Origin of the sequence: Pseudomonas sp. REP124, assembly GCF_020164475.1 — a bacterium.
In the GTDB taxonomy this organism is placed as follows: Bacteria; Pseudomonadota; Gammaproteobacteria; order Pseudomonadales; family Pseudomonadaceae; genus Aquipseudomonas.
The window spans coordinates 23,705-38,295 of the sequence record NZ_JAIQWX010000053.1 but is presented as its reverse complement, the minus strand read 5'-3'; the positions used below and the strand labels follow the sequence as shown (position 1 = coordinate 38,295).

12 protein-coding genes are annotated in these 14,591 nt (G+C 62.5%); 2 read left to right on the top strand and 10 right to left on the bottom strand.

Annotated features, from left to right (window positions below; all coding sequences use genetic code 11):
• The first annotated feature begins 160 nt into the window (after nucleotides 1-160).
• Nucleotides 161-1,051 carry a DMT family transporter gene (locus K9857_RS14970; RefSeq protein ID WP_224537019.1) on the top strand — a complete coding sequence of 297 codons (891 nt, stop codon included), beginning with the start codon at nucleotides 161-163 and terminating at the stop codon, nucleotides 1,049-1,051.
• A 247-nt stretch (nucleotides 1,052-1,298) separates the two neighbouring features.
• Here the strand turns inward: K9857_RS14970 and K9857_RS14965 are convergent, their stop codons facing one another.
• From K9857_RS14965 to K9857_RS14950, 4 genes are all read right to left on the bottom strand, one after another.
• Entirely contained in the window at nucleotides 1,299-2,516 is a 1,218-nt protein-coding gene (locus K9857_RS14965; RefSeq protein ID WP_224537017.1) for a class I SAM-dependent methyltransferase, read from the bottom strand.
• Between the two features lie 231 nt (nucleotides 2,517-2,747).
• A complete protein-coding gene (locus K9857_RS14960) occupies nucleotides 2,748-3,365 on the bottom strand; it encodes a TPM domain-containing protein (protein WP_224537015.1) in 618 nt (205 codons plus the stop codon).
• Between the two features lie 28 nt (nucleotides 3,366-3,393).
• Nucleotides 3,394-4,149 carry a TPM domain-containing protein gene (locus K9857_RS14955; protein ID WP_224537013.1) on the bottom strand — a complete coding sequence of 252 codons (756 nt, stop codon included), beginning with the start codon at nucleotides 4,147-4,149 and terminating at the stop codon, nucleotides 3,394-3,396.
• 31 nt (nucleotides 4,150-4,180) lie between these two features.
• Nucleotides 4,181-4,786, bottom strand: a complete 606-nt coding sequence (locus K9857_RS14950; RefSeq protein WP_175376236.1) for a LemA family protein — start codon at nucleotides 4,784-4,786, stop codon at nucleotides 4,181-4,183.
• Nucleotides 4,787-5,042: 256 nt separating this feature from the next.
• On the opposite strand from K9857_RS14950, the gene bglX reads away from it, so the two are divergent.
• Entirely contained in the window at nucleotides 5,043-7,334 is a 2,292-nt protein-coding gene (bglX, locus tag K9857_RS14945; protein ID WP_224537011.1) for a beta-glucosidase BglX, read from the top strand.
• 269 nt (nucleotides 7,335-7,603) lie between these two features.
• On the opposite strand, the gene K9857_RS14940 is transcribed toward bglX, so the two are convergent.
• From K9857_RS14940 to K9857_RS14915, 6 genes are all read right to left on the bottom strand, one after another.
• On the bottom strand, nucleotides 7,604-8,761 hold the full coding sequence (locus K9857_RS14940; RefSeq protein ID WP_224537009.1) for a phospholipase D-like domain-containing protein: 1,158 nt from the start codon (nucleotides 8,759-8,761) through the stop codon (nucleotides 7,604-7,606).
• Nucleotide 8,762: 1 nt separating this feature from the next.
• Nucleotides 8,763-9,353: a YceI family protein gene (locus K9857_RS14935; protein ID WP_224537007.1), complete on the bottom strand. Its 591-nt coding sequence runs from the start codon at nucleotides 9,351-9,353 to the stop codon at nucleotides 8,763-8,765.
• Nucleotides 9,354-9,636: 283 nt separating this feature from the next.
• Complete coding sequence (locus K9857_RS14930) at nucleotides 9,637-10,407, bottom strand: IclR family transcriptional regulator (RefSeq protein WP_224537006.1); 771 nt, start codon at nucleotides 10,405-10,407, stop codon at nucleotides 9,637-9,639.
• Between the two features lie 70 nt (nucleotides 10,408-10,477).
• Nucleotides 10,478-11,929 (bottom strand): amidase, encoded by a 1,452-nt coding sequence (locus K9857_RS14925; protein WP_318011760.1) that lies wholly within the window; start codon nucleotides 11,927-11,929, stop codon nucleotides 10,478-10,480.
• Nucleotides 11,923-13,233 carry a citrate-proton symporter gene (locus K9857_RS14920; protein WP_224537004.1) on the bottom strand — a complete coding sequence of 437 codons (1,311 nt, stop codon included), beginning with the start codon at nucleotides 13,231-13,233 and terminating at the stop codon, nucleotides 11,923-11,925. The genes K9857_RS14925 and K9857_RS14920 overlap by 7 nt, the downstream gene beginning before the upstream one ends.
• An 83-nt stretch (nucleotides 13,234-13,316) precedes the next feature.
• Nucleotides 13,317-14,492, bottom strand: coding sequence for a M20 aminoacylase family protein (locus K9857_RS14915; RefSeq protein ID WP_224537002.1), 1,176 nt, complete (start codon nucleotides 14,490-14,492; stop codon nucleotides 13,317-13,319).
• Nucleotides 14,493-14,591 lie beyond the last annotated feature (99 nt).

The window sequence follows — 14,591 nt, the reverse complement described above, 5'->3', positions numbered from 1 at the left end:
TCGTTCAATCTCTTAACTGACTGGCATTAGGGCAAGCCCCCTCACCACAAGGTATTGACCGCAACTGTACGGATGTTTCTTCGGCCAGCTGTAAGCGCCAAAAACGGTGGTTTATGGCTAGATGAAGGCTCTTCCAATCACAACAATTCCGGTTGCCATCATGTCCTCCCGCGAAAACACCGGCATGGCCCTGGGCCTGCTTGGCGTCGTCATTTTCAGCCTCACCCTGCCCTTCACGCGCATCGTCGTGCAGGAACTTCATCCGCTGCTCAATGGCCTGGGTCGAGCGCTGTTCGCGGCGGTGCCGGCGGCGATTCTGTTGTTGTGGCGTCGGGAAAAATGGCCGACCTGGAGACAAGTCAGAGGCCTCAGTATGGTGATTGCCGGGGTGATTCTGGGCTTTCCTGTGTTGTCGGCCTGGGCGATGCAAACCTTGCCGGCGTCCCATGGGGCGCTGGTAAACGGTCTGCAACCGCTGTGCGTGGCGCTTTACGCCGCTTGGCTGTCCCATGAGCGTCCGTCGAAAGCCTTCTGGGCGTGTGCAGCGCTGGGCAGTGCATTGGTGCTCGGTTACGCGCTGATCAGCGGTGCCGGCAGTATTCAGGCCGGGGATCTGCTGATGCTCGGGGCGATTGCGGTGGGTGGCCTGGGTTATGCCGAGGGCGGCCGGTTGGCCAAGGAAATGGGCGGCTGGCAGGTGATCTGCTGGGCGCTGGTGCTGTCGACCCCGCTGCTGATCGGTCCGGTGTGGTACCTGGCGCTGCAACATCAGGGCGAAGTCTCGGCCAAAACCTGGTGGGCGTTTGGCTATGTTTCGCTGTTTTCGCAGTTCATCGGGTTCTTTGCCTGGTACGCGGGGCTGGCGATGGGCGGGATTGCGCGGGTCAGTCAGATCCAGCTGCTGCAGATCTTCTTCACCATCGCGTTTTCCGCGCTGTTCTTTGGCGAACATGTCGAGCCGATCACCTGGCTGTTTGCGGCCGGCGTGATCGTGACCGTAATGCTGGGCCGCAAGACCGCCATCAAACCCGCACGCACCGCCACCGCATAACCCTGTAGGAGCGAGCAAGCTCGCGATGGAGGCACAGACACCGCGGGGCGTCAGGCAGCCAGCGCTATCGTTGACGACCATCGCGAGCAGGCTCGCTCCCACAGGTTTACGCGGTCCCTGTAGGAGCTAGCTTGCTCGCGATGGAGGTGCAAACACCGCGGGGTATCAGGCAGCCAGCGTTATCGTTGGCGACCATCGCGAGCAGGCTCGCTCCCACAGGTTTTTATGTTCCCGCGGGGGACGTGGTTTATTTCAGGTAACCATCGCCCCGCAGCAGCGTTTCCAGGCAATGCTCGGTGATGTGGTAGAAGTCCTTCAGTTCCTGAATCTTCGCCAACAACGCCGTCGGGTCCACCGGTTCGGCGCGTTTGACCGCCAGGATCATCTTGTTCTTGTTGGTGTGGTCCAGTGAGATGAACTCGAACACCTTGGTCTCGTAGCCGCAGGCTTCGAGGAACAGCGCGCGCAGGCTGTCGGTGACCATTTCCGCCTGTTGGCCTAGGTGCAGGCCGTATTGCAGCATCGGCTTGAGCAGCGCCGGGCTCTGGATCTGCAGGCGGATCTGCTTGTGGCAGCACGGCGAACACATGATGATCGACGCCCCCGAGCGGATGCCGGTGTGGATCGCATAGTCGGTGGCGATGTCGCAGGCATGCAGGGCGATCATCACCTCCAGCTCGCTCGGCGCCACGCTGCGCACGTCACCGCACTTGAACACCAGCCCCGGATGCTCGAGCTTTTGCGCCGCGGTATTGCACAGCTTGACCATATCCTCACGCAGTTCGACCCCGGTCACCTCGCCCTCGGCGTTCAGGGTGTTGCGCAGGTAATCGTGGATGGCGAAGGTCAGGTAACCCTTCCCCGACCCGAAGTCCGCCACCCGCACCGGCTTGTCCAGCGCCAGCGGCGAAGAGGTCAGCGCATGGCTGAACACTTCGATGAATTTGTTGATCTGCTTCCACTTGCGCGACATCGCCGGAATCAGCTCGTGCTGTTTGTTGGTCACGCCAAGGTCGGCGAGAAACGGCCGGCTCAGGTCGAGAAAGCGGTTCTTCTCGCGGTTGTGCTCGGCGGACGGCACTTCGCGCAATTGCTGGGGTTTGCTCTTGAACAGCGAGCTCTTGCCCTTTTTGCTGTATTCGAGCTGGGCTTCGTCGGTCAGGGACAGCAAATGCGCATTTTTGAACGCGGATGGCAACAGCCCGGCGATGGTCGCCACGCCCTCTTCCAACGGCAGGTTCTTGGTGATGTCGCGGGTCTTGTAGCGATAGACGAAGGATAGGCAAGGCTGCCCCTTCACCGCCACCGCCTTGATGATGATGCGCTGCAGATCCGCCTCATCGCCGACGTACTTGGCCAGCACCAGCTTGATGAAGGCGTTTTGCTTAAGGCTGGTTTGCAGCAGATCGATGAACTGGGCGTGATGATCCGGCGCGAGGCTGGCGGGAGTAGCGGTAACAGACATGGAGAAAACGGCCTCAGGGCGGGGCGGATCGGGAATGGCGGGTATTTTAGGGGGGATGGCGGTTGAGGACACGTAGTTATTTACGAACGGCGACTTGTACTCAGCGCAGATCCATTGTGGGAGCGGGCTTGCCCGCGATTGCGATCTGACATTCAGAATTGATGTCGACTGATCCACCGCTATCGCGGGCAAGCCCGCTCCCACAGGTTCAATTGTCAGTGGGATCAGTGATTAGCCCAGAACTATCAGCCGATTCGGCAATTCGTTACGCACATGCGTCACCGGCACATGCACCTTGAGCAATTCCCCGCAGGCCTCGACGCAATTGACGAAGCCCTGCAAGGTCTGGCCCTCGCGCACCTGGCGGGTGAACTCGGCGACTATCGTGTCCCAGCTCTTGTTGTCCAGGCGGCTGGAGATACCCTCGTCCACCAGGATTTCCACATAGCGCTCCGCTTCGGAGACGAAGATCAGGATGCCGGTGCTGCCCACGGTGTGGTGCAGGTTCTGTTCGAGGAACTGCCGCCGCGCCAGGTTCGAGGCGCGCCAATGGCGGACTGAGCGCGGGATCAGGTGGGTGGTGATTTTCGGTACCCGGAACACCAGACACAGGACGATGAAGCTGATCCACTGCACCAGCAGCAGGCTGTGCATGGTCAGCCAGCCCGTCAGGTAATGCACGATCCCCGGCACCACCAGCGCCAGCAGGCTGGCCCAGAGCAGCGGGATGTATGCATAGTCGTCGGCGCGGGCCGCAAGTACCGTCACAAGTTCCGCGTCCGTGTCGCGCTCGACCCGGGCGATGGCCTCGGCGACCTTGCGTTGTTCGTGTTCAGTCAGTAATGCCATGTCGAAAAGTGCCTGCTCATTATTGTTGTCACCAGCCGCCGGACGAACCACCGCCCCCGAAACTGCCTCCGCCGCCGCTGAAGCCACCGCCTGCGCCGCCCCCACCGAAGCCTCCGCCGCCAAATCCGCCTCCGGAACCACCGGAACCGCCGCGACCGGTGGGAAGGATACCCAGCATCTGGCAGACAAACACCGTCAGGATGAACAACAGCACCAAAAACACGAACAGCGCCGGATGCCGCGAGATGAAGTCGTCCTCCGGATCGCCAGTGGATTCATACACCGTCGAGGGTTCATCCAGGGGATTGCCGCCCAGCACCACCAGCATCGCCGCCACGCCGTCGCTGATGCCTTTGCTGTAGTTGCCGGCCTTGAACGCCGGAGTGATGACCTGGTGAATGATCACCGAACTCTGGGCGTCGGTCAGCCGGTCTTCCAGGCCATAGCCCACTTCGATCCGCAGTTTGCGCTCGTCCCGGGCAACGATCAGCAATGCGCCGTTGTTTTTGTCCTTCTGCCCGATACCCCAGAAGCGCCCCAGTTGATAGCCGAAATCGGCGATGTCGGTGCCCTGCAAATCCGGCAAAGTGACCACCACCAGTTGCTCGCCGGTAGCCTTCTCATGGGCAGCCAGCTGTTGCGTCAACTGCTCGCGCACCGAAGGCTCGATCATCTGGGCGTTGTCCACCACCCGCCCGGTCAGCGCCGGGAACGTCAATTCGGCCTGAGCCGCGAGGGCAAACAGCCACAGTATCAGCACCAGGCCCAGCTTTATTGCGCGCATTGGCAACCTCATCCGTGCCCCCCACGCGGGTTCAAAACTTCACTTCGGGGGCTTTTTCCGAGCCCGGCGTTGCTTCGAACGTCTCGCGAATCGGCAGGCTGCTGTACATCACGCTATGCCACAGGCGACCGGGGAAGGTGCGGATCTCGGTGTTGTACTTCTGCACCGCGAGGATGAAATCGCGCCGGGCCACGCTGATGCGGTTCTCGGTGCCTTCAAGCTGCGATTGCAGGGCCAGGAAGTTCTGGTTGGCCTTCAGGTCCGGATAACGCTCGGACACCACCATCAGTCGGCTCAAGGCCCCGGTGAGCCCGTCCTGGGCCTGCTGGTACTGTTTGAGCTTTTCCGGGTTGTCCAGGGTTGAGGCATCGACCTGAATCGACGTGGCCTTGGCCCGCGCTTCGATCACCGCCGTCAGGGTTTCCTGCTCGTGGGCGGCATAGCCCTTGACGGTTTCCACCAGGTTGGGAATCAGGTCGGCGCGACGCTGATACTGGTTTTGCACCTGACCCCAGGCAGCTTTCGCCTGCTCATCGAGGGTCGGGATGTTGTTGATGCCGCAGGCGGTCAGCAACGTCGCCATCACCAGCAAGGTGGCGATCTGCAGCCTCGACCGGTAAGACTGTCTAGCATTCATCACAGTGATACTCCGTTCACATTGCCTGGAAAAAACAACCGACGACCCTCTCGGCCGGCTCTTGGGGCATAATCCGCCGCGCCACTGGATTGCATCGGGACAATGGGCTAAAAGATGCCCTGCGCAAAAAACATCCGGCTTGCGGCACCTTTTAAGGCGGCCGATTTCAGATAAGCACCCGAACAACAATAGACGCTCCCTAACTTTTGGCTGACCGGCGCGTGCATCGCCGCTTGGGCCCTTGAGAAAACTATTCATGAAGAAGCTGTGTTTGCTGGGTTTGCTCGTCAGCCTGGCCAGTCATAACGTATTGGCCGCTACGACGCCCCCGCCGCTGGAAAACAAGGACGCCTTCATCAGCAACCTGATGAAGCAGATGACCCTCGACGAAAAAATCGGCCAGTTGCGCCTGATCAGCATCGGCCCGGAAATGCCCCGGGAGCTGATCCGCAAGGAAATCGCCGCGGGCAACATCGGCGGCACGTTCAACTCGATCACCCGACCGGAAAACCGTCCGATGCAGGACGCGGCCATGCGCAGCCGGCTGAAGATCCCGATGTTCTTCGCCTACGACGTGATCCACGGTCACCGCACCATTTTCCCGATCCCCCTGGCCCTGGCTTCGAGCTGGGACATGGACGCCATCGGCCTGTCCGGGCGCATCGCCGCCAAGGAAGCCGCCGCCGACAGCCTCGACATCACCTTCGCGCCGATGGTCGACATCTCCCGCGACCCGCGCTGGGGCCGCACCTCCGAAGGTTTCGGTGAAGACACCTATCTGGTCTCGCGTATTGCCGGGGTGATGGTCAAGGCGTTCCAGGGCGCCGGCGCCAATGCTGCCGACAGCATCATGGCCAGCGTCAAGCACTTCGCCCTGTACGGCGCGGTCGAGGGCGGTCGCGACTACAACGTCGTCGACATGAGCCCGGTCAAGATGTACCAGGACTACCTGCCGCCATACCGCGCCGCCATCGACGCCGGTGCCGGCGGGGTGATGGTCGCACTGAACTCGATCAACGGCGTGCCGGCCACCGCCAACACCTGGCTGATGAACGACCTGCTGCGCAAGGAGTGGGGCTTCAAGGGTCTGGCCGTGAGCGATCACGGGGCGATTTTCGAGCTGATCAAGCACGGCGTCGCCGCCGACGGTCGCGAAGCGGCGAAGCTGGCGATCAAGGCCGGCATCCACATGAGCATGAACGACACCCTGTACGGCAAGGAACTGCCGGGGCTGCTGAAGTCCGGCGAGATCAAGCAGAGCGACATCGACAACGCCGTGCGTGCGGTGCTGGACGCCAAGTACGACATGGGCCTGTTCAAGGATCCGTACCTGCGCATCGGCAAGGCCGAGGATGATCCGGCCGACACCTACGCCGACAGCCGCTTGCACCGCGCCGAGGCCCGTGACGTGGCCCGCCGCAGCCTGGTGCTGCTGAAGAACAGCAACGAAACCCTGCCGCTGAAGAAAACCGCGAAAGTCGCCCTGGTCGGCCCGCTGGCCAAGGCGCCGATCGACATGATGGGCAGCTGGGCCGCCGCCGGGCGTCCGGCGCAGTCGGTGACCCTGTTCGATGGCATGAGCAACGTGATCGGCGACAAATCGACGCTGATCTACGCCCGTGGCGCCAACATCACCAGTGATCCGAAGATTCTCGGCTACCTGAACTTCCTCAACTTCGACGCCCCGGAAGTGGTGGATGATCCGCGTCCGGCCAAGGAGTTGATCGACGAAGCGGTAAAAGCTGCCAAGGATGCTGACGTGGTGGTCGCCGCCGTGGGTGAATCCCGTGGCATGTCCCACGAATCGTCGAGCCGTACCGACCTGAACATCCCGGAAAACCAGCGCGAACTGATCCGTGCCCTGAAAGCCACCGGCAAGCCGCTGGTGCTGGTGTTGATGAACGGCCGTCCGCTGTCGATTCTGCAGGAGAACGAGCAGGCCGACGCGATTCTGGAAACCTGGTTCAGCGGCACCGAAGGCGGCAACGCCATCGCCGACGTGCTGTTCGGCGACTACAACCCTTCGGGCAAACTGCCGATCACCTTCCCGCGTTCGGTGGGTCAGATTCCGACCTACTACAACCACCTGAGCATCGGGCGGCCGTTCACCCCGGGCAAACCGGGCAACTACACCTCGCAGTATTTCGATGACACCACCGGTCCCCTGTTCCCGTTCGGTTATGGCCTGAGCTACACCGATTTCAGCCTGAGCGACATGGCGCTGTCGTCGACCACGCTGAACAAGACCGGCAAACTCGACGCCAGCATCACTGTGAAGAACACCGGCAAGCGTGATGGCGAAACCGTGGTGCAGTTGTACATTCAGGACGTGACCGGCTCGATGATTCGTCCGCTCAAGGAACTGAAGAACTTCCAGAAAGTGATGCTCAAGGCTGGCGAACAGAAAGTCGTGCACTTCACCATCACCGAGGACGACCTGAAGTTCTACAACACCCAGCTCAAGTACGCGGCGGAGCCGGGCAAGTTCAATGTGCAGATCGGTCTGGATTCCAAGGATGTGACGCAGCAGAGTTTTGAGCTGCTCTGACGTAACCCTGACTGATCGTTCCCACGCTCCGCGTGGGAATGCCTCAGGGGACGCTCCGCGTCCAGCGACGCAGAGCGTCACGGGCTGCATTCCCACGCAGAGCGTGGGAACGATCACCAATTGCTGTAATCCTCCGAACGCCACAAAAACCTGTGGGAGCGGGCTTGCCCGCGATGAGGACATAACATTCAACATCTACGTTGGCTGTTATGACGCCATCGCGGGCAAGCCCGCTCCCACAGTGATATTGGGTGTTCACGAAACTGCGGTCAGCCCCGTCTATCCAGCAGATTCACCACCAACCGATCCACCCATCCCCACACCCGCTGCTTGACCCGCCGCCACAGCGGCCGGCGTCGCCATTCTTCCAGGCTCACTTCCTGGCTCAAGCCGAAATCCCGTTCGAAACTGGCTGTCACCGCCCGCGTCAGCCCCGGGTCCAGCGCTTCGAGATTCGCCTCAAGGTTGAACCGCAGATTCCAGTGATCGAAATTGCACGAGCCGATGCTCACCCAGCCATCGATCAGGACCATCTTCAGGTGCAGGAAACACGGCTGGTATTCGAAGATTTTTACCCCGGCTTTGAGCAGGCGCGGGTAGTAGCGATGCCCGGCGTAGCGCACCGACGGGTGATCGGTGCGTGGCCCGGTCAGCAGCAGCCGCACGTCGACACCCCGTGAGGCCGCGCGGCGCAGGGAGCGGCGGACTTTCCAGGTCGGCAGGAAATACGGCGTGGCCAGCCAGATGCGCTGCTGGCCGCTGTTCAATGCACGGATCAGCGATTGCAGAATGTCCCGGTGCTGGCGGGCGTCGGCATAGGCGACCCGGCCCATGCCCTCGCCCGTGGACGGCACCCGGGGCAGGCGCGGCAGGCCGAAATGCGAAGCCGGTTTCCAGGCGCGGCGATGGCGGTTGGCGATCCATTGCCGGTCGAACAGCAGTTGCCAGTCGAGCACCAGCGGACCGGTGATTTCCACCATCACCTCGTGCCATTCACTAACGTCTTCGGTCGGCGTCCAGAACTCGTCGGTGACACCCGTGCCGCCGACCACCGCCAGGCTCTGATCCACCAGCAGCAGCTTGCGGTGATCGCGATAGAAGTTACCAACCCAGCGCCGCCAGTTCAGGCGATTGTAGAAGCGCAGCTCGACCCCGGCGGCCGTGAGGCGCTGACGCAAGGCCAGGGTGAACGCCAGACTGCCGTAATCATCGAACAGACAACGCACCCGCACCCCGCGCTCGGCCGCCTGGACCAGCGCCTGGACCATGGCCTCGGCACAAGCGCCCGCCTCCACCAGATACAGCTCCAGCTCGACCTGCTCCTCGGCGCGGGCGATCGCCACCAGCATGCGCGGAAAGAACTGCGGGCCGTCGATCAGTAGTTCGAAGTGATTGCCTTCTCGCCAGGGAAAGATCGGCCCGGCCATGTCAGCGCGCCGTGAAAATCAGCACCGCGCCCACGGGCACGGACAGGCTGATGGCCGACAACCCGACGATCTTGCGCAGGGTTTCCACGCCCGGAGCCAGGTCGAAGTCTTCGGCGTTGAGCACCACAGGCTCCAGGGTCACCACCTGGAAGCGCCGGTCATCCAGGCGCGTGGCAAGCAGTTGGGCATTGTAGGTGTGCTGGCGACCGTGCAGGTCGACGGTCAGGGGCAGGCGCAGCTCCAGTTGCGCGCCGGAGGCGAGGTCGTTGATCGGGCGCAGATCGATTTGCGTGGTGATCAGGGCTTCGGGGAATTTCTCGATCTCGAACAGTTCCTTGCGCATGCGCTCATCGCGCAGCGGCACGCCGCTGTTGATCGATTCGAGCTCGACCTCCACCTGCGCCAGCCCGCCAGGATCGACCTTGCCGTGCAATACCAGAAAGCGCTGCACTTCGGACAGGTTGGCGTTTTTGGTGCTGACGAACGACAGCCGCGAAGACTCGCCGTCCAGGTACCAATCGGCCTGGGCCGCCAGAGAAGCGCCGCTCAACAGCAGGATGGCGAGGGTTTTAGTGACAGACCGCTTGAACATAGAAAACCGTGGGGCAAAGAAACCTGTGCTGAACCTTAACTGGCTTGTCACAAGTTGCAAACTCTCCGCTGCCAATCCTTCGACTCAATACATGTCTGAACAGCGACGAAAACCTGTGGCGAGGGGGCTTGCCCCCGCTGGGTCGCGAAGCGGCCCCAAAAACCATGCACTGCGGTTTTCCAGACACTGCGCGCTTACCGGGTTTACGACTGCTTCGCAGCCGAACGGGGGCAAGCCCCCTCGCCACAAAAGCTGCTCACTTCAGAAATGTTGTCGCTGCCGGTCAGGCCATCGCCTGCTGCACTTCACCAATGGTGGCAGCGAGGCTGTTGAGGTGCAGGCTCAAAACCCGCTCCACCGGCGCCTCATCCATCGGCCAGTGCAGCGCCATGCTGCCCACCAGGCGACCATCGGTGCGAATCGGCAAGGCCACCGCGCGGATCAGGAACGGCAGGCGCACCGGGTATTCCCAGTGGCCTTCGGTCCGCTGGCCGAAACCTTGTTGCAGCGCCTGTTCGGTGGCATTGAAGAGAGATTCGTCACTGAGCCCTGCGCGGGCAGCCAGACGTTCCACTTCCTCGCTTTGCAACTCGCCCAGGCAAGCCCGACCCATGGCTGAATGGAACAGGCTGGCGTTGTGCCCGACGATCTGGCAGTTGTGCGGATAGCGTTTGCGCAACGCCAAAGGAATCGAACTTTCCATGACCTCGACCCGCTCACCGTCGAAACAGGACAGGTCCGTCACCAGCCCGGTACGTTCGCTCAACTCCAGCAGCAGCGGCGCGGCGTTCTCCACCAGACGCCGCTTGAAGCGCTGCTGACTGTCGCCAAACAGGCACTTGGCACGCAACCGGTATTGCCGATCGCTCAAGCCGCGATAGACCCAGCCCTGCTCCTGCAAGGTCAGCAACATGCGTGACACCGTGGCCTTGGGCAAGGCGGTCAGGTAATGCAACTGCTCAAGGCCCAGCGCCTGATGCTCGCCGAGCAACTCGACGATCGCCAGGGCGCGCTCCACGGAACGTACGCTGCCGCCTTCTGCCTTGCTGTCCATGTGTTCGACTTCCCTCTGCGCGGAATGGATGGACATTTTATACAGCAAGTTACAGGCCCATCCGGCGCCCTCAAGCCAGTTGCAGACAAGCGGGCGGCCGACGCTTGACCCATTGCGTCAGCTGTTCATGGGCGTAGGCCAGTTGCAGCACGGCAAAGTCGGCCTGGGCCGGGCCGATGATCTGCAGGCCCATGGGCAGGCCCGCCGGATTGAATCCCACAGGCACGTTCATGCTCGGAAGTCCCGCCAGGGTCGGGCCGATCACCACCTCCATCCAGCGGTGATAGGTGTCCATGTCACGCCCGCCAACAACGCGCGGCCATGGGGTCTGTGCATCAAAAGGGAACACTTGGGCGGTGGGCAGCAACAGGAAATCGTAACGTTCGAACAATTCATTCAGCGCCCGGTACCACTCGCTGCGACTGACCGAGGCCTGATAGACATCCGCCGCGCTCAGGCGCATCCCACCCTCGACTTCCCATTGCGCTTCGGGCTTGAGCTGCTGGCGCTTGTGCGGATCGGCATACAACCCGCCAAGGCTGCCCTGCACCAGCCAGTGCCGATGCACCAGCCAGGTCTGCCACAGGCGCTCCATTGAAAAGTCCGGCTGGCAGGCTTCGACCTTGCAGCCCAGCGCCGCGAAGTCCTGCAACGCCGATTCGCACAGGCTCATCACGCCCGGCTCCATCGGCAGATAGCCGTTGTAATCCCCCAGCCACCCTACTCGGACATCGCTGAAGTCCTGGGCCAGCGGCTGCTGGAAAATCTCCGGACTCTGAGTCAGCGACAACGGCACTCGCGGGTCATAGCCGGCCTGAGTGCCAAGCAATCGGGCGACATCGGTCACGGTGCGGCCCATCGGCCCTTCGGTGGCCAGTTGCTGGACGAACGTCTCCGGCGCCGGTCCGTGGGGCACGCGTCCGAGCGATGGCCTGAAACCGAAGACATTGTTGAACGCCGCCGGATTGCGCAGCGAACCCATCATGTCGCTGCCGTCGGCCACCGGCAGCATGCGCAGGGCCAGCGCCACCGCCGCACCGCCGCTGCTGCCGCCAGCGACCAGCGTCGGATCGTAGGCGTTGGTGGTGGTGCCGAACACGGTGTTGTAGGACTGCGAACCGAGGCCGAATTCCGGCACGTTGGTCTTGCCGATGATGATCGCCCCGCTCTCACGAACCCGCGCCACGCTGATTGCATCCTGCGTCGGCACCTGCTCGGCGAACAGCGGCGAACCCATGGTCGTGCGCAAACCGGCGGTGGCCGCCAGGTCCTTGATCGCCTGGGGCATGCCGTGCATCCAGCCACGGGACTGGCCCTGGTCCAGCTGGCGGTCGCAGGCGTCGGCTTCGGCCAGCAATTCTTCTTCCGAACGCAGGGACACCAGCGCATTGACCTGCGGATTGAAGCGTTCGATCTGTGCCAGATAGGCCTGCATCACTTCACGGCACGAGACGTCCCTTGCATGAATGGCCCGGGACAGCGCATCGGCGTCCATTTCAACAATCGGATGGATGCTCAAGATTTCACCTCAAGGTTAAGTGCGACAGATTTCTTTGCGCGATGTGTCTCCTGCATGCAGTAGGTACCCAACAGCGTCAGCAGGCAAGTGAACAAAACATAGAAGGACGGTGCCACCGGCGTCGCCAGGACCTTGCTCAGCCAGGTGACGATCAGCGGAGCAAAACCGCCGAAGACCATGACCGCGACGTTGTAGGCCACCGAGACACCGGTGGAACGCACTTCGACGGGAAACTGCTCGGCCAGCGCGGTCGGTGCTGGGCCGAAGAAGCCGCCGATCGCGCTGCACAGCAGCAGCTGCATCACTAGCAGACGTTCAATCGAAGGCGCTGCCGCGACCCACACAAACAGCGGATAGACCATCACGAAAAACGCCAGGGTGAAGGCCATCAGCACCGGACGCCGGCCCAGGCGGTCCGATAGCGCGCCGGACAGAGGAATCACCACGGTCATCACCGCCACCGCCAGCATCTGCACCAGCAGCACCTGATCCAGCGGCAGGCCGAGGTTCTTGTGGGCGAAGGTCGGCATGTTCACCAGCACCACGTAGAACGACACAGTCGCGCCACAGGCCAACCCCATGGAAACCAGAATCGCCCGCCGATGCTCGCGAAGAACTTGCAACAAACCGGGGCCATCACCCTTGGCCTGTTTGCGCGCTTCGAGGAACTCTTCCGGCTCTTCCATGTGTTTGCGAATCCACAGGCCCACCGGGCCGATCAGCAGGCCGATCACGAACGGAACGCGCCAGCCCCAGCTGTCCAGTGCCTCGGGCGACAGCATATGGGTGAACAACGCCACCATCCCGGCCCCGGAAAACACCGCCAGACACTGCCCCACCAGTTGCCACGAACCGTACAAACCCTTGCGGTGGGCCGGTGCGCTTTCCACCAGAAACGCCGTGGCGCTGGCGTACTCGCCGCCGGTGGCAAAACCCTGGAGCATCCGCGCGACCACGATCAACAGCGGCGCGCCCATGCCGATGGCGGCGTAGTTCGGCGCGAAGGCGATCATCGCGATGGACACCGTCATCAGGCGGATGATCATCTGCATCGCCGCCTTGCGGCCCTTGCGATCGGAATACATGCCCAACAGGATGCCGCCCACCGGGCGCATGAAAAAGCCGACGCCGAAGGTCGCGAGCGCCATCAACAGCGAAGCGTATTCGTCGTCGGACGGGAAAAACTGCTTAGCGATGAGGCTCGCCAGAAAGCCGTAAACGATGAAGTCATACCATTCCAGCGCGTTGCCGATAACGGCGGCGACCACTTGCCGAGTGCGCGAAACACCTGTGCTCGAAGTGTGCATGGGGAACTCTCCAGAAACCTGTTGGGTAATGCCGGGCACGACATGGCGCGCCCGGTCCAGCGGCAGTAGAAAGAGCGGGAGGGTCAGGCCGGCTTGAGCCAGCTCTCGGTCAGCGCGCCCCAGAACGCGGCGCCGGTCAGGAGGATGTCGTCGTTAAAGTCGTAGGCCGGGTTGTGCACCATCGGCCGCGATACGCCGTTGCCGATGAACAGATAGGCGCCCGGGCAGCGTTGCAGCATCCAGGCGAAATCTTCGCTGCCCATGAGCTTGGCGGTGTTGCCGTCCACGGCATCTTCGCCCACCAGTTCGACGCCGACCTGACGGGCGAACTCGGTTTCGGCGGCATGGTTGACCAGTACCGGGTAGGCCGGGCGGTGTTCGATGCGAGAGGCGCAGCCGAAGCTGGCGGCCTGGGATTCGATGATGGCGCGCACGCGTTCGAGGGTCTGCTCGCGCACCTCAGGGGTCAGCGCCCGCAGGCTCAGACGCAAAATGGCTTGCTGAGGAATGACGTTGGCCGCTTCACCGGCCTGCAGCGCGCCGACCGTGACCACCGCAGCCTGCTGCGCATCGATGTTGCGCGCGACCACGGTTTGCAGGGCCATGACCACGCTGGACGCGGCCACCAGCGGGTCTACCGCCAGATGCGGCATCGAGCCGTGACCGCCGACGCCTTCAATGGTGACAGTCAGCAGATCCTGCGAGGCCATCATGGGACCTGCGCGAAAGCCCAGGTGCCCTTCAGGCAGGCCCGGCATGTTATGCATGCCGAACAGTGCATCACAGGGGAAACGTTCGAGCAGACCATCGGCGAGCATCGCTTCGGCGCCGCCCTGGCCTTCTTCGGCGGGCTGGAAAATCAGGGTCAGGGTGCCGTCGAACTGACGGGTCGCCGCCAGGTAGCGCGCAGCGCCCAGCAGCATGGCGGTGTGGCCGTCATGCCCGCAGGCGTGCATGCAGCCCTTGTGCTGGCTGGTGTAGGAGGCGCCGGTGTTCTCGATGATCGGCAGCGCATCCATGTCGGCGCGGATGCCGAGCTTGCGCGAACTGCTGCCGTTGCGCAGCACGCCGACCACGCCGGTCTTGCCGATGCCGGTGTGGACTTCGTAGCCCCACTCTTCAAGCGACCGGGCGACCAGCGCCGAGGTGCGGTTTTCCTCGAAGCCGAGCTCGGGGTGGGCGTGGATGTCCTGGCGGGTGGCGTGCAGATCGCTGGCCACGTCGTTGAGCCAGACAAGGATGTGCTGATGTCGGGTCATGAAGATTGTCCTCTGGCCGGGTGAATTCCCGTTCTTTTTGTTCGCGGCGATTTCGCGACACATCAAGGCAGGTCGCGCTCACCGCCAGATAACCGCGAG

Coding starts and splice junctions, on each gene's coding strand:
- K9857_RS14955 (WP_224537013.1), bottom strand. CDS start 4,149: ATGCGCGCAATAAAGCTGGGCCTGGTGCTGATACTGTGGCTGTTTGCC.
- K9857_RS14950 (WP_175376236.1), bottom strand. CDS start 4,786: ATGAATGCTAGACAGTCTTACCGGTCGAGGCTGCAGATCGCCACCTTG.
- K9857_RS14940 (WP_224537009.1), bottom strand. CDS start 8,761: ATGGCCGGGCCGATCTTTCCCTGGCGAGAAGGCAATCACTTCGAACTA.
- K9857_RS14920 (WP_224537004.1), bottom strand. CDS start 13,233: ATGCACACTTCGAGCACAGGTGTTTCGCGCACTCGGCAAGTGGTCGCC.
- K9857_RS14930 (WP_224537006.1), bottom strand. CDS start 10,407: ATGGACAGCAAGGCAGAAGGCGGCAGCGTACGTTCCGTGGAGCGCGCC.
- K9857_RS14970 (WP_224537019.1), top strand. CDS start 161: ATGTCCTCCCGCGAAAACACCGGCATGGCCCTGGGCCTGCTTGGCGTC.
- K9857_RS14915 (WP_224537002.1), bottom strand. CDS start 14,492: ATGACCCGACATCAGCACATCCTTGTCTGGCTCAACGACGTGGCCAGC.
- K9857_RS14960 (WP_224537015.1), bottom strand. CDS start 3,365: ATGGCATTACTGACTGAACACGAACAACGCAAGGTCGCCGAGGCCATC.
- bglX (WP_224537011.1), top strand. CDS start 5,043: ATGAAGAAGCTGTGTTTGCTGGGTTTGCTCGTCAGCCTGGCCAGTCAT.
- K9857_RS14965 (WP_224537017.1), bottom strand. CDS start 2,516: ATGTCTGTTACCGCTACTCCCGCCAGCCTCGCGCCGGATCATCACGCC.
- K9857_RS14935 (WP_224537007.1), bottom strand. CDS start 9,353: ATGTTCAAGCGGTCTGTCACTAAAACCCTCGCCATCCTGCTGTTGAGC.